The sequence below is a fragment of the Brachybacterium ginsengisoli genome, from assembly GCF_002407065.1.
Taxonomy (GTDB): domain Bacteria; phylum Actinomycetota; class Actinomycetes; order Actinomycetales; family Dermabacteraceae; genus Brachybacterium; species Brachybacterium ginsengisoli.
This window is the reverse complement of record NZ_CP023564.1, coordinates 1,139,266-1,157,048: the sequence shown is the minus strand read 5'-3', so window position 1 is coordinate 1,157,048 and position 17,783 is coordinate 1,139,266. Positions and strand designations below refer to the sequence as shown.

Here is a 17,783-nt window from a genome sequence, read left to right as displayed (position 1 = left end):
TCTACGGGGCGCGGCACTCCTGCACCTCTTCTCCGGAGGTGAGATCGCAGACCCCTGGGGGGCCGCCCCGGATGCCGCCCTGCTCCTCCACTCGGGTGAGCGGCAGGTTCCTGGACTCGGGACCGGAGCTCCTCTCGTGCCTCGTTGAGCTACACGACCGCCCTGAACCGCGACGAGCTGTTCGAGAACCCGGGGCTGCGCCGCGACATCCCCTCGCTGCTCCACCCCGAGGAGGAGGTCCTGCTGGTCCTTCCCGGCGTGGCCGGGGACTATCCCGACGTCATGATCGCGACCGCCCAGCGCTGCCTGCTGGCCGCCGGGGCGGGCCCCCTCAAGAAGGCGAAGATCAGGCGAGCGATCGCCGCGGCGGAGGTCGCGGGTGTCCAGTACCGCCCCGGACTCTTCACCCGGAAGAAGGTCGCCCCTCCACCGGCCGGACGATCACGATGGCGCCGCACCGTCGGGCGGACGCGGAGCACTTCGCCCACGAGTTCGACCACCTCGTGCGCAGGGGCTCGCCCCCCTCCTGAACCCCGGCACACGGCACGGGCCCGTCATCGATCGTCGACGGGCCCGTGCAGACGTCTCCGATCCGCGGAGCCGGTTCTTCGCTCAGTAGGCGACGGTGAAGCGGGTGCGCCGGTGGACGGGGGTCTCGATCTCGTCGACCAGGGCGAGGGCGAGGTCCTCGCCGGAGATGAACGAGGTGCCCGACTCGTCGCTCAGCAGCACGTCGCCGCCCACGCGATAGGTGCCCGTGGCCTCACCCGGTGCGAAGCTGCCGAAGCCGGCGGCGGGACTGAGGAAGAACCAGTCCAGGCCCTCGTCTGAGGCGCGGAGGTCCTGCAGCACGGCGTCGAGAACTTTCGGCTCCTCGGCGAACTCCTTGGGGAAGTCGGGAGTGTCCACGAGCTTCGGACCGCCCTCGGCGACCAGCAGCGAGCCGGCGCCGCCGATCACTCCGAGGCGCACCGACTTCTCCTGCGCGAGGCGGGCGAGGGTCTTCTGGAGGCTGCGGAACGACTCGAGATCGGCCATGTCGCCGCGCGGGGACAGGGCGGAGACGACCACGTCGGCGCCGTCGAGGATCTCGGCGAGAAAGGCCTCGTCCCTCACGTCGCCGGCGCGGTGCTCGACCGACGCCGCAGGCGTGGACTGGGCGCTCCTGCTGACGGCGAGCACCTGGTGCCCGCGGTCCGCGGCCTGGGCGGCGAGGTGGCCTCCGGCGTAGCCGGTGCCTCCGAGGATGACGATGCGCGACATGTTCTCTCCTTCCGGCGCTCGCAGGAGCGCCGATGTCTCGGGTGACGGTTCACGGTTTCCCCATGGACCTCGCTGCTCACTGTAGGTAACCTGGTCTCCGAGGGGAAGTAGGCACTTCGCGGTAACCGACTCCCCCATCGCCGCACCACCCTGAGGAGGCCCTGCCATGGCGCTGATCGAGTACGACCCCTATGTCCACGACTGCCCGTCGCGCCGCCTGCTGGACCGGATCGGGGACCGCTGGACGGTGCTCCTGATCGGCACCCTCGAGGACGGGCCCATGCGCTTCTCGCAGCTCTCCCGCCGCGTCGACGGGATCTCCCAGAAGATGCTCACCCAGACCCTGCGCTCCCTCGAGGCCGACGGGCTCGTGGTGCGCACCGCCTACCCGGAGATCCCACCGCGGGTCGAGTACGAGCTCACCGACCTGGGCCGCTCGCTGCTCGCCCCGCTGCAGGCGCTGGTGACCTGGGCCTCCGAGCACATGGCCGAGGTGCAGGACTCCCGGGACCGGTCGCAGGCCGCCTGATCCGCCGACCCGACCGTCGGCCGATCCACCGACCCGACCGGCGGCTGATCGACTGAGCCGACCGGCGGCCGACCGGCGGCTGATCGATCGGCCGTTCCGTCGACCGTCCGGACCGCCAGCCCGATGACCGGCGCGAACGAGCGCCGTCGAGCGCGCCGACCGTCGGCTGTCGCACCCCCGTGATGTGCTGGTCCCATGAGCGGTACACCGATGCTTCTGCTGGGACTCGTGCTGGGCGCCGTCCTCGGCGCGGTACTGACCTGGCTGGTCCTGCGTGAGCGCGCTCGTGGCCGGGAGCAGAGCCTGCGCTCGGAGTCCGACAGCGCCGGGCAGCTGCTGCGCCTGGCCGATGAGCGCCACGAGCGCGACGTGGCACGGCGCGATGCCGCCGAGGAGGAGCGGGAGGCCGAGCTCCAGCGCACCCTCGCCCCCATCACCGCGACGCTCTCCCATCTCGAGCGCTCCCTGGCCCGCTCCGAGGCCGCCCGGGTGGAGGCAGAGGGGGCGCTGCGAGCGCACCTCGGCCAGCTCGCCCAGCGCGCCCGCTCCCTGGAGACCGGCACCAGCGCCCTCACCGCCGCGCTGCGCGCACCCACCGCCCGTGGGCGCTGGGGCGAGGTGCAGCTGCGCAGCATCGTCGAGTCCGCGGGGATGCTCGAGCACGTCGACTTCTCCGAGCAGCCCTCCGGCATGCGGGCCGATGGGGACCAGCGTCAGCGGCCGGATCTGGTCGTGCACCTGTCCGGCGACCGCCACGTGGTGGTCGATGCGAAGGCTCCGATGGACGCCTACCTCGACGCGACCGAGGAGATCGATCCCCAGCGCGCCGCCGCCCGGCGCACCGCGCACGCGAAGGCGCTGCGTCATCACGTGGGCGTGCTGTCCACGAAGGGCTACTGGAAGGCGCTCGGGGACACCCCGGAGTTCACGGTGCTGTTCGTCCCCAGCGACGGGGTGATCGCCGCCGCGATGGAGACCGATCCCGGGCTGCTCGAGCACGCCTTCTCCAAGGACGTCGTGATCGCCTCCCCCGCGACGCTGATGGCCCTGCTGCGCACGGTCGCGCACACCTGGCGCACCGACACCCTGAACCGCGACGCCCGGGCCGTGCTCGAGACGGGGCGGGAGATGCACCACCGGCTGGGGACGATGACCGCGCACCTCGCCAAGGTGGGCCGCTCCCTGGACTCGTCGGTCGCCGCCTTCAACGACGCCGTCGGCTCCCTGCAGTCGCGGGTGATGGTCACCGCACGCCGCTTCGAGGACCTCGGGCTGTCGGGCACCCCGCTCGAGGACGTCGAGCAGCTCACCCGTCGTGCGCGCACGCTGGAGGACGAGGAGATCGCGGACCTCGCCGCTCCGGCGGAGAGCCGCCCGCCGCGCGAGCTGCGGGAGGGCCGCACCGGCTGAGCGGGCCGGAGGCGAGCGCACGGTCCGCCGGACGGTTCAGCGACCGCGCTGCACCAGCACGACCGCACCGATGACGGCCGCGGCCAGGAGGATCCCTCCGCCGACCCCGCCGAGCAGGGCCCAGACCAGCGGAGACAGGGACGATCCCTCGGACTCCTCGCCGCTCGACGGCTCCTGGACCTCTCCCCCGCCGTCGGAGCCCGCACCCTCGGCGCCACCCCCGTCGGACGCCTGCGGCCCGGAGCCCGGATCAGCGGCGCTGCGGTCCTCGAGCGCGCCCTGTCCCGTCAGCTCGGGCCCGTCGGCGACCTTCCCCACCGTGTCCAGATCGATGACGTACGGGATCTCGAACAGACGCTGCGCGGTGTACTCGGAGGGCACCACGGCGAGCTGGAGGTAGTAGTCACCGGCGAGGAAGGAGGTACGGGCCTCGGTGCCGCCGTCCTCCCGGTTGCGGAACTGGATCGGCGCCGCCTGGTTCAGCTGCGCGGTGGCCCCCGACGTCGCGGGCTTCTCCACCCCGGCGACCGACGTCGCGGAGTTCGGAGGCACCGACGTGTAGACGCCGTCGCGCAGCGGGGAGAACATCCGTGCCTGCAGCGAGAGCTCCATCCCCTCCGGGGTCTCGAACTCCCCCAGCGCGAGCGCCGCCCGCACCTGCTGACCGTACTCGGCCGGGATCCGGAAGAATTGCACCTCACCGGGGATGATGGTGCCCCGCAGCGCGCCATCTCCGGCGGGCACGGCGGAGGCGAAGGAGAACGCCGGCTGGAACTGCTCCCCGTCCTTCGGCACCGCGAGCGGCTGCTGGGCGAGGGTGAACTGCGCGGCCGGCGGCAGCCCGTCCGTGCTCACCTCCTCCTCGGCGAAGAACTGGACCTCCACCGGCACCGCCTCCTCGAGGGAGGGATCCCCGGTGCGCTCGACCTCGAGGACCACCACGCCGCCCGACTCCCCGCCGAAGCAGCTGAGGTTCTGGGTCTTCCCCATGCGCGGGGTCGCGATGGTCGCCGTGATCGGTCCCTGTCCGAGGTCTGCCTCGGCGCGGGCCTGGACCTCGCCGATCCGGCAGTCCACGCCGTCCTCCGAGCTGGTGCGCATCATCAGTTGGGCCAGCCGGTTGGTCTTCCCGTCACCGCCGGGGAGCACCATCGTCGCCGAGAGGTGCGCGATCTCCCCGGGAGCGACGCGGAGCCGGTAGAAACGGGAGTACCCCTCGCCGTCGTCGATCGCGGGGCTGCCGTGCTCGAGCACGTCGAGGTACGAGCCGGGGGCCATGTCCGCCGCGTCCTCGACCGTGGCCCCTCCGGTGATGGGCTGGCCCTGGGTGGCGTAGCCCTGGATGGCGCGGGTCATCTTGACCAGCAGCTCATCGCGCAGGGTCTCGGAGTCGGTGGCGTCGGCGAAGGTCCCCCCGGTCACGTCCGCGATGCAGGCGAGCTCGTCGCGGGCGTCCTGCTCGACCTTGAAGCCGATGGTGTGGATGCGCAGCTCGGGGTGCTTCTCGGCGAGATCCGCGGCGACCTCGCACGGCGGTGGTCCGCCGCACTCGTCGATGCCGTCGGAGACCAGCACGATCGAGCGCATCTCCGCCTCGGGCAGGGATGCGGTCGCCTTCTGCAGGGAGAGTCCGATCGGGGTGTATCCCGAGGGGATGACGCCCTCGATCGCGCTGATCAGGCCGTCGCGGTCCAGCCCTGTGGGCTCGACGAGCATCTTCACGTCCTGGCAGGCGGCCTCGGGGTCCGCGGCGACCTCCGGAGTGGAGCTGCCGTAGGTCATCAGCCCCACCGTCGCGTCCTCGGGGAGCATCGGGACGAGCCCGGTGACGGCCTCCTTGGCGACGTCCATCCGGGAGCGGCCGTCCACGTCGGCCGCGTCCATCGATCCGGATGCGTCCAGGACCAGCATCGACGGTGCGGTGCGACCGGTGTTGTACCCGTCGGCCCGTGCTCGGGGCGCGCTCGAGGGCGCGAAGACGATCAGGGCGCCGAGGAGGAGCCCGACGAGCAGGACGGCGAACGGGCGGGACAGCGGACGGCGGGTCACCGGACCATCATGCCGAAGATGGCGCGCTGCCGCCGGAGGATGTCCGGGATGGCCCTCGTCCCGGCGCCCCAGAGGTCGCCCGCCGGATCAGGACGCCGAGATCTGGACTCCGGAATCAGGGCTCCGGGATCAGGACTCCGGGATCAGGACTCCGCGGTGGCGCCGTCGCCGGTGGGCTTGCTGCGACGATCGGTCGCGCCACGGGACTTCATCTCCTGGCGCAGCTCGCGCGGGAGCGAGAACATGAGATCCTCGGTCGCGGTGCGCACGGGCTGCACGTCGCCGTAGCCGCGCTCGGCGAGGACGCCCAGCAGCTGCTGGACCAGGACATCCGGCACCGAGGCGCCGGAGGTGACGCCCACCGTGCCGACGCCCTCGAACCACTCGTCACGCAGCTCGGAGACCGAGTCGATGCGGTGCGAGGCCTTGGCCCCGGCCTCCTTGGCGACCTCCATCAGACGCACGGAGTTCGAGGAGTTCGGCGAGCCGACCACCAGCACCAGGTCCGCATCCGGGGCGATCTTCTTGATCGCGACCTGGCGGTTCTGGGTGGCGTAGCAGATGTCGTCGCTGGGCGGAGCCTGCAGCGTCGGGAAGCGCTCGCGCAGCTTGTCCACCGTCTCCATGGTCTCGTCGACGCTGAGGGTGGTCTGCGAGAGCCACACGACCTTCTCGGGATCGCGCACGGTGACCTGGTCGACGTCGTCCGGGGAGTTGACGATCTGCACATGCTCCGGCGCCTCGCCGGCGGTGCCCTCGACCTCCTCGTGGCCGGTGTGGCCCACCAGCAGGATGTCGTAGTCCTGGCGGGCGAAGCGCACCGCCTCCTTGTGGACCTTCGTGACCAGGGGGCAGGTCGCGTCGATGGTGCGGAGGTTGCGCTCCTCGGCCATCTCGCGGACCTTCGGGGAGATGCCGTGCGCGGAGAAGATGACGAGCGAGCCCTCGGGGACCTCGTCGACCTCCTCGACGAACACGGCGCCCTTCTCCTTGAGACGGTCCACCACGAACTTGTTGTGCACGATCTCGTGACGAACGTAGACGGTCTCGTCGTAGTGCTCCAGGGCGCGCTCGACGGCGACCACGGCGCGATCGACTCCCGCGCAGTACCCGCGCGGCTCGGCAAGAAGGACGGTTCCGGTGCTCACGCCTCCCATCGTAGGAGCGAGGACGCACCGGTGGGACGCAGGTGGGGCAAGACTCACCATCCCTCCACAGGGGCTCTGCCTCCACAGCCGGGCACGTCGGGGGCGAGGTGTCGGGAGCTCGTGCCACAGTGGACCCATGACGCAGAACTCCCCCGGCCCGGAGGCGGACACCGGCACGACGCCGCGGCCCGCCCCGGCCGCCACGGCGGCGCAGACCACCGCGGAGAACCCCTGGCCCCTGCGGCAGCTGTCGGTCAAGGTCGGCGAGTACGTGGCGCGCATGTCCCCGCTGTGGGTCGAGGGCGAGATCGTCCAGCTGAACCGTCGGCCCGGGGCGGGGCTGAGCTTCATGACGCTGCGGGACGTGGACGTGGACATGTCCTTCTCCGTCCCCGTGCGCGAGAACGTGCTGCGCGCCCTGCCCGTCGAGCCGGTCCCCGGCGCGCGCGTGGTGGTCCACGCGAAGCCCACCTTCTGGTCCAAGCGCGGCAGCCTCCAGCTCGAGGCCGACGACATCCGCCCGGTGGGTCTGGGCGAGCTGCTGGCCCGTCTCGAGCAGCTCAAGCGGGTGCTCTCGGCCGAGGGGCTGTTCGCCGCCTCCCGCAAGAAGCCGCTCCCCTTCCTGCCCCGCACCGTCGGGCTCATCTGCGGCCGGGAGTCCGCGGCCGAGCGCGACGTCACCGTCAACGCCCGACGCCGCTGGCCGGCGGTGCAGTTCGAGATCCGCGAGGTCGCGGTGCAGGGCACCCGGGCCGTGCGGGAGGTCTCCGCGGCGCTGCGCGAGCTGGACGCGCTCGACGAGGTCGACGTCATCATCATCTCCCGCGGCGGCGGCTCCCTCGAGGACCTGCTGCCCTTCTCCGACGAGCAGCTCACCCGCCTGGTCGCCGATGCGAGCACACCGATCGTCTCCGCGATCGGCCACGAGGTCGACACCCCGCTGATCGACCTCGCCGCGGATGTCCGCGCCTCCACCCCCACCGACGCCGCCAAGCGCGTGGTCCCCGACATCATCGCCGAGATCGAGCAGCTGGAGCTGGGTCGCACCCGCCTGCGGGCCGCGATCCGGGCGCGGATCGAGCGGGAGCAGTCCGCGCTGGACGCGATGCGCTCGAGGCCCGTGCTGGAGAACCCCTCCACGATCCTCGCCGGAAGGGCCGACGAGATCCGTTCACGCATCTCCCTGGCCCGCACCCTGATCGGCTCCCGTCTGGACCGTGCGGCCGACGAGATCGACCACCTGGGCCGGCAGGTGCGCTCCCTGAGCCCGCTGGCCACCCTCGAGCGGGGCTACGCCGTGGTGCAGGACGCGGAGGGGACGATCATCCGAGCCCCCGACCAGCCCGGCGTCGGCCAGGCGCTCTCCGTGCGGGTGGCCGGTGGCCGCTTCGGGGTGGAGCGCGTCGAGCACGACCCGTACACGCCGCCCGCGCAGCCGCCGACGGAGGCGTCACCGCCTCCCGCCGACATGCCTCCCGCCGACGAGCCGCCCCTCGGCGAGCTGTCCAACCCTGACCCCGCCGACCCCACTGAGGAGTCCTGATGACCCCGACCAGCCCCGACACCGATCCCGCGGCCGACACGACGGCGGCCGGCGTCACCCCGGCCGAGGAGACCGACCCCCTGCCTGCGGACATCGCTGAGCTCTCCTACGAGGCCGCTCGCGACCAGCTCGTCGAGGTGGTGCGACGCCTGGAGTCCGGCCAGGGCGGCCTCGAGGACTCCATCGGCCTGTGGGAGCGCGGCGAGATGCTCGCTCGACGCTGCCAGCAGTGGCTCGACGGGGCGCGGGAGCGGCTCGACGACGCCGTGGCCGCCCGCCGTTCCGGGGACTGACCCCGCGGGGCCGCACAGCGGTGCAGCGCCCCACCACGACGGACGATCGGGTCGGGCGCTGCCCCTCGCCGCTGCGACTCAGGCGGCGATCGGCTCGAGGCGGGGCCGAACGGTCAGCCCGGCCGGAGCGGTGCGGTGAGCAGAGTGCTGCTCGTGCCCGGCCATCTCGATGCCGAGCAGGAGCATGCGCATGGCCCGCTCCGTCGCGTCGGCCACCAGCTCCGCTCCCCGCGCGCAGGCCTCCTCCAGCGTCATCGGCGCGGGGAGGATCCCCTGCACGGCCCCGATCCCGATGTCGAGAACGCAGTCCGCCTCCGCACCGATCGTGCCCGCCACGGCGAGCACCGGGACTCCGGCGGCCTCCGCCCGCCGCGCCACCTCGGAGGGGATCTTCCCGTGGGGCGTCTGGACATCGATCGACCCCTCAGCGGTGATCACGAGATCGGCGCCTCGCAGAGCGTCCTCCAGATCGAACTCACCCAGCAGGACGTCGAAGCGCGGGTGCAGCGCCCCGCCGATCGCGGCGAGCCCTGCCCCGAGCCCGCCGGACGCCCCGGTGCCCAGGCCGCGACGGAGGTCCGTCCCGGCCTCCACCAGCACGTCCCGCTCCAGGACCCGCGCCCAGTGCTTGAGGTGCTTGGCCAGCCGATCGACCTGCTTCGGCGTCGCCCCCTTCTGCGGCCCGAACACTCGGGCCACCCCGCGGGGGCCGGTGAGCACGTTGGTCGGGTTGCAGGCGATGTCGATGCCCACGTCCTCCAGCCGAGGATCGAGGCCGTGCACGTAGATGCGGTCGAGCCTGCCGAGACGTCGGGCACCGAGGCCCAGCTCGCGGCCCTCCTCGTCGAGCAGCCGCGCCCCGAGTGCCTGGAGCGCGCCGGCACCGCCGTCCGAGGTGCCGGAGTCCCCGCAGCCGACCAGGATGCGCGTGGCCCCGGCGTCGAGGGCGGCGAGGAGGAGCTCGCCGACGCCATAGGTGGTGGTCCTCAGCGGGTTGCGGCGATCGCGCGGCACGAGGCTGAGCCCTGCGGCGGCGGCCATCTCGACCACCGCCGTCTGGCCGTCGCCGAGCATCCCGAAGTGGCTCGGGATCCGATCGCCGACCGGGCCGGTCACGGTCAGTTCGTGCAGGGTGCCGCCGGTGGCCTCGACGAGGGCCCTGGCGGTCCCCTCGCCGCCGTCGATGAGCGGCATCCGGCGGATGATCGCGCCAGGCAGGACGCGCTGGACGCCGTCGGCGATCGCCTCGGCGACGGCACCGGCGCCCAGGGACTCCTTGAATCCGCTCGGGGCCACGAGGACGGTGGGGGTGGAGAGATGACGCATGACGAACTCCTTCATCGGTGGGTGTGCAGGTCAGCGGATGCCGACGGGGCTCAGGAAGGGGACTCCGAGCAGCGGCCAGAACCAGGCGGCGCAGAGGAGGACCAGCCCGATCACGAGCGGAGCCGTCATCCCGGCGAGCGCCAGCAGGCGTGGGCGGTCGAAGGTGGCGATGCCGGGCACGTCGCTGAACATCGTGACGGGCTTGGCGGAGGAGGTGAGGGTGAGGCAGAAGCCGGCGGCCGCGGTGGAGGCCAGCGCCGCGGAGACCGGGTTGATGCCCGCGCCCGCCGCGATGGACAGCACGATCGGGAGCAGGACTGTCGCCCGCGCGGACCGCGACTGCACCACCAGGTGAGCGGCCGCGGAGATCACCACGATCGCGACCAGCACGAGCGCCGGGCGTGCCCCGGCGAGAGAGCCGAGCGTGGCGTCGGCGATCCGCTGTGCCGCACCGGTCTGTACGAGCGCGCTCCCGAGCGCGATCGTCGTCGCGAGGAAGAGCAGCAGCTGCCAGGGGACCTGGGCGAAGGCCTGCTTCGAGGCGACCGTCCCGAGGCCCGGCACCACGGCCACGACGCCTCCGGCGAGCGCGATCAGGGCCGGATCGATTCCGTGGAGCGGCTCTGACAGCCAGAGCGCGATGACGACGCCGAGCGTCGCGAGGGAACGGAGCTCGGCCGCGGAGAACCGGCCTCGCCGGCCGGCTCCGGCGAGAGCAGCGGCGACGGGAGTGACGTCGAGGCGACGGTCCTCGCGGGAGAGGAACCTCAGCAGGATCACCTCGCAGGTCGCGAACGAGGACACGACGGCGACGGGAGCGCCCAGCAGCAGCCACCACAGGAACGACATCCGGGTGCCGGTGGTGGCCTCCACCAGGCTCGCGGCGATGAGGTGCGCTCCGGCGCCGAGGATCGAGCCGAAGGCCGACAGCAGGATCACGGCGGGGACGAGCAGGGAGAGCGCCACCTGGTGCCCGCGCGGCATCACGCCGGCCAGCGTGCGGAAGATCGGCAGAGCCAGGGCGGCGCGACCGCTCGTGGAGGGCACCGCGAAGGTGCTCAGGATCAGGGCGATGCTCATGCGGTACCAGAGCCCGCGGACGCTCCGTGATCCGGCGACGACCCGCAGTGCCACCCGTTTGGCGACGCCCGAGGCGGTGAGCCCGGCGGCGATCATGCAGGAGCCGATGAGCAGCCAGATCGTCGGGTGACCGAGCGCGTTGAAGAGATCCGCAGTGGGGAGCGCCCCGGAGAGGGCGAGCGCGGTGACCGCGACGAGGGCGATCACGGTGTCATCGATCGTGGTGGCGATCCAGGCGGCGCTCGCCGCCGCGAGGGCGATGACCACGATCCGCTGGTCGGTGGGCCATCCGGGGGTCGCGAACCACATCCCCAGGGCCGCACCGGCGAGCGCGGTCGCGCGGCCGGCACGCACCAGTGCGGCGCGAGGGGCGAGGAGAGGAAGGGCGAGCGTCGTCATGCTCGCAGATCGTGCAGTGCTCCGATGAGTCGGGGTTGAGACGGGCATGAGCCCGCTCTCATCGCGCGGAGAGCCCAGCTCTCACCGGTCTCGAGGGGAGGCCGCCGGCCGACGGGTCAGGCGGCGTGGTCTCCCTGGACGTCGGCGAGCGCGGCTTCTGCCAGGTCCTGCAGCTCCTCGCGATCGGTCCCTCCGTGGACCAGCAGGCCGAAGCCCTCACCCTCGCAGGAGATCCCGCGCTTCTCGGCCCCCTGCTCTCCACCTCTGAGCAGCTCGCAGGAGACGCCGTCGATCTCGAGCTCCTCCTCGACGACGCTGCCGGGCAGCGCGGAGGAGAGCAGCTGAGAGCTCACCTCGGACTCCTGGGTCAGGGTGACCAGCTGTTCATGCGGCGAGCTGTACTGGATGACCCAGCGCGGGCTCCCCCCGTCGGTGAAGCGCGCGGAGCGCTCGCTCCAGCCCTCGCCCGGCCGCGGCACGGCGACCGGGAAGGGCGCGATGCCCTCGGCACGCTCGGCGCTCGCGGCGACATCCACCTCGGAGTTCTCCAAGCGCTCCCGCTGGTGGTCGCTGCCCACGCCGAAGAAGGCGATGCCGATGACGACGACCACGGCCATGGTCAGCGCGAGTGCCCACACCATGTTGCGCAGCACGGTGTTCTTCCTCGACGGCAGCTCGTACGCGGACTTCGGCTGCGCGGCCTGCGGGACGTCCTGGCGAGCCGTCCCGGTCGCCTCCGCACTCTCGTCGGGGCGCTCCTCCCGCTCGTCGGAGGGGCGCTCGTCGCCGGTCGGAGCCGCGGCGGGCGTCGGCTCCGATGCCTCGGGGGTCTCGTGATCGGCTTCGCGCATTCCCCCATTGTCGCCGCTCACGCCCCGTGATGTGCTCCCAGGAGCGTGCGGAGGGAGTCGACCGCACCACACCCCCGCGCCGAGCACCTCCACGAAAGGCGGATGCGGGTTCGCCCCCTCCCCGGAAACCTGCGATGATCGACCGGTGACCGCGACATTCCTCATCGTCGGAGAAGCACTCACGGACATCGTCATCGACGTCGATGGCACGCGTCGAGAGCACCCCGGCGGATCCCCCATGAACGTGGCCGTGGCGCTCAGCCGTCTCGGCCACGACGCCCAGCTGCTCACCCGCATCGGAGACGACGCCCGCGGCGACGCCATCCGCGCGCATCTCGAAGCCTCCGGTGTGAGCCTCACCCCCGGCAGCTCGGTGGAGGCCCCGACCTCCACGGCGCTCGCGCGTCTCGACGCCAGCGGTGCGGCGACCTACGAGTTCGATCTGCTCTGGGATCCCCGTCCCGCCGAGCTGCCCGAGCGTGTCGACGCCGTGCACACCTCGTCGATCGCCGCGGTGCTGCAGCCCGGCGCCGCGACGGTGGTGGACGTGCTGCGGCGCTGCCACGGGACCGCGACCATCAGCTACGACCCCAACGCCCGACCCACCCTGATGGGGGCGCCCGAGGCGGTGCGCGCCCAGGTCGAGGAGAGCATCGCCCTGTGCGACGTGGTCAAGGCGTCCGACGAGGACGTCGCCTGGCTGTACGACACCGAGGACGTCGAGGGCGTCGTCGACTCCTGGCGCGATCTGGGACCGGCGCTGACCGTCCTGACCCGCGGCGGCGAGGGCGCCGTGGGCTTCGGCGGGAGCGGCCGCGTGCAGGTCTCCCCCGTCGTCGTCGACGCCGTCGACACCGTCGGCGCCGGGGACACTTTCTCCGCCGGAATCCTCGACGCCCTGGCAGCGAAGGACCTGCTGGGGGCGCAACGGCGCCCCGAGCTCGCCGCGATGCCCAGCGACGTGCTCGCCGACGTGCTGCGCCGCGCCGCGGCCCTCGCCGCGATCACCGTGTCCCGGGCCGGCGCGAACCCGCCGTGGAGCCACGAGCTCACCTGACCCCGTCGCGGGAGCGAGCACCAGCACCTTTCCGGGCCGCCCCGCGCCCCCGACTCCCCGTCTTCCTGACCACCGAACCACGACCTGAGGAGGCCATCTCATGACCCAGTCCACGCCCGCCGCGCAGCAGGACGGCTACCGCATCGAGCACGACACCATGGGCGAGGTCCGCGTGCCCGCCGCGGCCCTGTACCGGGCGCAGACCCAGCGTGCGGTGGAGAACTTCCCGATCTCCGGCCAGGGCCTCGAGCCCGCGCACATCCATGCGCTCGCCCAGGTGAAGAAGGCCGCCGCCCGCGCCAACAAGGAGCTCGGGGTCCTCGACGGGACCATCGCCGATGCGATCGTCGTCGCTGCGGACTCCGTGATCGCCGGCGACTACGACGACCAGTTCCCGGTGGACACCTACCAGACCGGCTCGGGCACCAGCTCGAACATGAACATGAACGAGGTGCTCGCGACCCTCGCCACGAACGCCGGCACCGAGACCCACCCCAACGACCACGTGAACTGCTCGCAGTCCAGCAACGACGTGTTCCCCACCTCCGTGCACGTCGCGGTCACGCAGGGCGTCGTCGAGCAGCTGCTCCCCGCCCTCGCGCACCTCGCGGAGTCCCTCGAGAAGAAGGCCGAGGCGTGGAAGGCGGTCGTGAAGTCCGGCCGCACCCACCTCATGGACGCGACCCCCGTGACCCTGGGCCAGGAGTTCGGCGGCTACGCGGCTTCCATCCGCTACGGCATCGAGCGCGTCGAGGCGGCCCTGCCCCGCACGGCCGAGGTCCCCCAGGGCGGCACCGCCGTGGGCACCGGCATCAACACCCCGATCGGCTTCCCGCAGAAGGTCATCGCGAACCTCGTCGAGCAGACCTCCCTGCCGCTGACCGAGGCGCGCGACCACTTCGAGGCGCAGTCCAACCGCGACGGCCTCGTGGAGATGTCCGGTGCGCTGCGCACCATCGCCGTCTCCCTCACGAAGATCTGCAACGACCTGCGCTGGATGGGCTCCGGCCCCAACACCGGCCTGGGCGAGATCGCGATCCCGGACCTCCAGCCCGGCTCCTCGATCATGCCCGGCAAGGTCAACCCCGTCATCCCCGAGGCCGTGCTCATGGTGTGCGCGAAGATCGTGGGCAACGACGCGGCGATCGCCTGGGGCGGTGCGCAGGGCTCCTTCGAGCTGAACGTGCAGATCCCGCTCATGGGCACGAGCCTGCTGGAGTCGATCCGCCTGCTCGCGAACGCCTCCACCGCGCTCGCCGACAAGACCGTCGACGGCCTGGTCGCCAACGAGGAGAAGGCCCGCTTCTACGCCGAGGCCTCCCCCTCGATCGTCACCCCGTTGAACAAGCTGATCGGCTACGAGTCCGCCGCGAAGATCGCGAAGCACGCCGTCGCCGAGCGCATCTCCGTGCGCGAGGCCGTCGTGGCGCTCGGCTTCGTGGAGCGCGGCGAGCTCACCGAGGAGCAGCTCGACTCGGCGCTCGACGTCCTCTCCATGACCGCGCCGAAGGCCTGATCCGAGGCTCGGCGCATAGGCTCCGACCGGACCTGCACGGGGCGTCCCACCAGCGGTGGGGCGCCCCGTCGTCATGCCCGGGCCCGGCAGTTCCCCTCGGCCACGCCCCCGGCAGCCCCGATTCCGGCGTGCTGCGTCACGGACTGGCGCATGGCGACGCGAGCTGGCGATATAGCCACCCCTCGTCGCTATAGGCCATCGCGCGACGCCTGACGCTCCCAGCGGGCTCCCCGCTCCAGCGGAGCGCCTTGGGCACGCCCAGCAAAGCCCCTCGGCCACGCCCCCGGCAGCCCCGATTCCGGCGTGCTGCGTCACGGACTGGCGCATGGCGACGCGAGCTGGCGATATAGCCACCTCCCGTCGCTATAGGCCATCCCCTGACACCTGCCGCCCGAGGTGGTGAGCCACCACCAGTCCGACCGACCACCGGCCGTCCCAGCTCGACATCGGCGGTCACGCGCGAAGCACCTGCCGATGCTCGCGCCGGTGCAGCATGGATCGCAGCATCCGCTCGGTCGCCTCCCACTCCAGGAACACCTGCTCCCAGGTGAGCCTGGTGACCCGGTATCCACGGGACGCCAGCGCGAGGTCACGCCGGCGGTCCTCTCGGTACCGGTCGGGATCGTCATGGAAGCGTCGGCTGTCGCATTCGATCACCCAGTTGGTGCCCACCAGCAGGTCGACCCGGATCCGCGCAGCGAGCCGAACCTGACCGCGCACCCTCACGCCCCGCTCCTCCAGCCACCAGCGCACCGCCGTCTCCGTGCCGGACTGCGCATCGGACCGCACCCTCAACAGCGGTATCCGATGCTTCTGCGGAAGGCCCTCGAGGAGATGCGACAGGTCCGGCCGGGTGAGCTTGCCCTGGTTCAGCGCGGATTCGATGAGAATGGCCGCCTTGACGGTTGGGAGGCAGCGAGCCGCGTGGTCCAGCACCTGCAGAAGGTCGGGAACAGGATCGTCATCCGGCCAGGTGCGCAGGTGCGGGCGATGCAGCACGACCGGCTGCGCCGCCCGACGCCGTTCTCCCTCGACGAGTTCCGGCGGCGGCACCAGCACTCCCGACTCCGGGTCGAGCAAACGCCGGATCTGCAGAACCTGCGGGGCCGGCTCTGGAGACACCACGGCCCGCGGCCGGAAGGCGTGGACGCCGCTCGCCAGCGGAATCCAGAGACCGTGCAGGGCAGAGGCGTCCAGACAGGTGGGGCGGAGCTCGAGCTCGAGCAGGGCCACCAGATCTGCGGGAGCCTCGGCACTCACGTACCACTGCCCCACGCGGCGGATCGTGCCGTCACGGAGCAGCCGCCGACGACGGCGAGGATCTGGCTCCACCAGCTTCAGCCCCGACGCGAGGATCACTCCCTTGATCTCCATGCCGGGATCTCACCACCGGTGCGCCGGCCCGGCCGGCCTGGCCGCGACCGCTGTGGACGGCCACGGCCTGGGGAGGACCGGTCGCCACGACGCCGAGCAGGCCTGTCACGCGATGGCGTATAGCGACGAGAGGTGGCTATATAGCCACCTCTCGTCGCTATACGCCATTCCATGAGCGCACCGCGGGGCGAGGCCGGGCGAGGCGAGGCGTGGCCGGGCGGGACGAGGCGAGGCCGGGCGAGGCGAGGCCGGGCGGGGCGAGGCCGGGCGAGGCGAGGCGTGGCCGGGCTGGGCCGGGCTCGGGGCGGGCCCGACCCCGACTCCGCCGCGGCCCGACCCCGCCGCACCCCTCAGGGGATCGGCTCGTCCAGCACGTGGGTGACCAGCTCCGCCACCTTGGACCGCTCGGAGCGCTGCAGCGTCACGTGGGCGAACAGCTCCTTCTCCTTGAGGGCCTCGACCACGGAGGCGATGCCGTCGTAGCGGCCGATGCGGAGGTTGTCGCGCTGGGCGATGTCGTGGGTGAGGACCACCCGCGAGTTCTGGCCGATGCGGGAGAGCATGGTCAGCAGCACGTTCCGCTCGAGGGACTGCGCCTCGTCGACGATCACGAAGGCGTCGTGCAGGGAGCGGCCGCGGATGTGGGTCAGCGGGAGCACCTCGAGCATGCCGCGCGAGAGCACCTCGTCGATGACGTTCTGCGAGACCATCGACCCCAGGGTGTCGAACACCGCCTGGCCCCATGGCCCCATCTTCTCGCCCTGGTCACCGGGCAGGTAGCCGAGCTCCTGCCCGCCCACGGCGAACAGCGGGCGGAACACCATGATCCGGCGTTGGGTGCGTCGCTCGAGCACCGCCTCGAGGCCTGCGCACAGCGCGAGGGCGCTCTTGCCGGTGCCGGCGCGGCCGCCGAGGGAGACGATGCCGACGGACTCGTCCTGCAGCAGGTCGATCGCGACCCGCTGCTCGGCGGAGCGCCCGGCGATCCCGAACACGGTCTGGTCGCCCTGGACCAGCGTGACCTGCTTGTCCCGGGTCACGCGCCCCAGTGCCGATCCGCGCGGGCTGGTGATGGTCAGTCCTGTGTGGACGGGGTGGTGGGCGACCTCGGGGATCTCGACGCTCTGGCCGTCGTAGAGGTCGGTCATGGTCTGCTCGTCCACGGCGGTGCTGACCATGCCGGTGTAGCCGCGGTCGCGGGCCAGCTCCGCCCGGTACTCCTCGGCATGGACGCCCGAGGCCGAGGCCTTGATGCGCATCGGCAGATCCTTCGACACGAGCACCACGTTCTTGCCCTCGAGCTGGAGGTTCTTCGCGACGGCGAGGATGCGGGTGTCGTTGTCGCCGAGGCGGAAGCCGTCCGGCAGCGAGGCGGGGCTCATGTGGTTGAGCTCGACGTGCACGTGCCCGCCGTCCTTGCCGATCGGGAGCGGCTGGGCGAGATTGCCGTGCTGCTCGCGCAGGTCGTCGAGGATCCGCAGGGCCTGGCGGGCGAAGTAGCCGAGGTCCGGGTGATGGCGTTTCGCCTCGAGCTCGGTGATCACCACGATCGGCAGCACGATGTCGTGCTCGGCGAAGCGATGCAGGGACAGGGGGTCCGAGAGCAGCACGGAGGTGTCCAGCACGTAGGTGATCACCCCGGTCTCCACCTCGGCCAGCATCTGCTGCGCGGCGCCGGGCAGCAGCGAGGGCACCACCGGTGCGCCGTCGGGATTCGCGGCTCCGATCACCTCCGCCCGCTGGGTGGTTCGGAACGATGCGGTCTCACCGTCGGCGGGCATCGTCTCGCGGGCAATGGTCGTCTCGTCCATGGGAGCCTCCCGGAATCGCGCGGATGCCTGGACCCTAACCGCGTCGGCACCCGCCGTCGGGCGAGCCCCACAGGATGCGGGGCCGACGTTCACCCGATCGTCATCGGGAGTTCTGCCGGACTCCCGATGCCCTC

At 72.1% G+C, this 17,783-nt stretch carries 14 protein-coding genes; 6 read left to right on the top strand and 8 right to left on the bottom strand.

Annotated elements, in window-relative coordinates; genetic code table 11:
• Positions 1–612: 612 nt before the first annotated feature.
• Positions 613–1,263, bottom strand: coding sequence for an NAD(P)-dependent oxidoreductase (locus CFK41_RS05055; RefSeq protein WP_096798687.1), 651 nt, complete (start codon positions 1,261–1,263; stop codon positions 613–615).
• Between the two features lie 166 nt (positions 1,264–1,429).
• Here CFK41_RS05055 and CFK41_RS05050 point away from each other — a divergent pair, with 166 nt between their 5' ends.
• Together CFK41_RS05050 and CFK41_RS05045 are read left to right on the top strand one after the other, a co-directional pair.
• Positions 1,430–1,792, top strand: coding sequence for a winged helix-turn-helix transcriptional regulator (locus CFK41_RS05050; protein ID WP_096798686.1), 363 nt, complete (start codon positions 1,430–1,432; stop codon positions 1,790–1,792).
• Between the two features lie 195 nt (positions 1,793–1,987).
• Positions 1,988–3,202: a DNA recombination protein RmuC gene (locus tag CFK41_RS05045; RefSeq protein ID WP_227873213.1), complete on the top strand. Its 1,215-nt coding sequence runs from the start codon at positions 1,988–1,990 to the stop codon at positions 3,200–3,202.
• Positions 3,203–3,238: 36 nt separating this feature from the next.
• Here CFK41_RS05045 and CFK41_RS05040 read toward each other — a convergent pair whose 3' ends face one another.
• Together CFK41_RS05040 and CFK41_RS05035 are read right to left on the bottom strand one after the other, a co-directional pair.
• Positions 3,239–5,251, bottom strand: a complete 2,013-nt coding sequence (locus CFK41_RS05040) for a vWA domain-containing protein (RefSeq protein WP_227873212.1) — start codon at positions 5,249–5,251, stop codon at positions 3,239–3,241.
• A gap of 143 nt (positions 5,252–5,394) precedes the next feature.
• Complete coding sequence (locus CFK41_RS05035) at positions 5,395–6,408, bottom strand: 4-hydroxy-3-methylbut-2-enyl diphosphate reductase (protein ID WP_096798684.1); 1,014 nt, start codon at positions 6,406–6,408, stop codon at positions 5,395–5,397.
• Between the two features lie 127 nt (positions 6,409–6,535).
• On the opposite strand from CFK41_RS05035, the gene xseA reads away from it, so the two are divergent.
• Together xseA and CFK41_RS05025 are read left to right on the top strand one after the other, a co-directional pair.
• Positions 6,536–7,942, top strand: a complete 1,407-nt coding sequence (gene xseA, locus CFK41_RS05030) for an exodeoxyribonuclease VII large subunit (RefSeq protein ID WP_227873211.1) — start codon at positions 6,536–6,538, stop codon at positions 7,940–7,942.
• Positions 7,942–8,235, top strand: coding sequence for an exodeoxyribonuclease VII small subunit (locus CFK41_RS05025; RefSeq protein ID WP_096798683.1), 294 nt, complete (start codon positions 7,942–7,944; stop codon positions 8,233–8,235). The genes xseA and CFK41_RS05025 overlap by 1 nt, the downstream gene beginning before the upstream one ends.
• 78 nt (positions 8,236–8,313) lie before the next feature.
• Here the strand turns inward: CFK41_RS05025 and CFK41_RS05020 are convergent, their stop codons facing one another.
• The 3 genes from CFK41_RS05020 to CFK41_RS05010 form a co-directional block, all read right to left on the bottom strand.
• The gene (locus CFK41_RS05020; protein WP_096798682.1) at positions 8,314–9,561 is read right to left on the bottom strand and encodes a glycerate kinase family protein; all 1,248 of its coding nucleotides are present in this window, start codon (positions 9,559–9,561) and stop codon (positions 8,314–8,316) included.
• Positions 9,562–9,591: 30 nt separating this feature from the next.
• Positions 9,592–11,040, bottom strand: a complete 1,449-nt coding sequence (locus tag CFK41_RS05015) for an SLC13 family permease (RefSeq protein WP_169928789.1) — start codon at positions 11,038–11,040, stop codon at positions 9,592–9,594.
• Positions 11,041–11,156: 116 nt separating this feature from the next.
• Positions 11,157–11,891, bottom strand: a complete 735-nt coding sequence (locus CFK41_RS05010) for a DUF4245 domain-containing protein (protein ID WP_227873210.1) — start codon at positions 11,889–11,891, stop codon at positions 11,157–11,159.
• Between the two features lie 145 nt (positions 11,892–12,036).
• Between CFK41_RS05010 and CFK41_RS05005 the strand changes: the two genes are divergently transcribed.
• Entirely contained in the window at positions 12,037–12,948 is a 912-nt protein-coding gene (locus CFK41_RS05005; RefSeq protein WP_096798679.1) for a carbohydrate kinase family protein, read from the top strand.
• A gap of 100 nt (positions 12,949–13,048) precedes the next feature.
• Positions 13,049–14,464, top strand: a complete 1,416-nt coding sequence (locus CFK41_RS05000; RefSeq protein ID WP_096798678.1) for a class II fumarate hydratase — start codon at positions 13,049–13,051, stop codon at positions 14,462–14,464.
• A gap of 453 nt (positions 14,465–14,917) precedes the next feature.
• On the opposite strand, the gene CFK41_RS04995 is transcribed toward CFK41_RS05000, so the two are convergent.
• Both CFK41_RS04995 and CFK41_RS04990 read right to left on the bottom strand, forming a co-directional pair.
• Positions 14,918–15,838, bottom strand: coding sequence for a hypothetical protein (locus CFK41_RS04995; RefSeq protein WP_169928788.1), 921 nt, complete (start codon positions 15,836–15,838; stop codon positions 14,918–14,920).
• Positions 15,839–16,188: 350 nt separating this feature from the next.
• Entirely contained in the window at positions 16,189–17,649 is a 1,461-nt protein-coding gene (locus CFK41_RS04990; RefSeq protein WP_151904679.1) for a PhoH family protein, read from the bottom strand.
• Positions 17,650–17,783 lie beyond the last annotated feature (134 nt).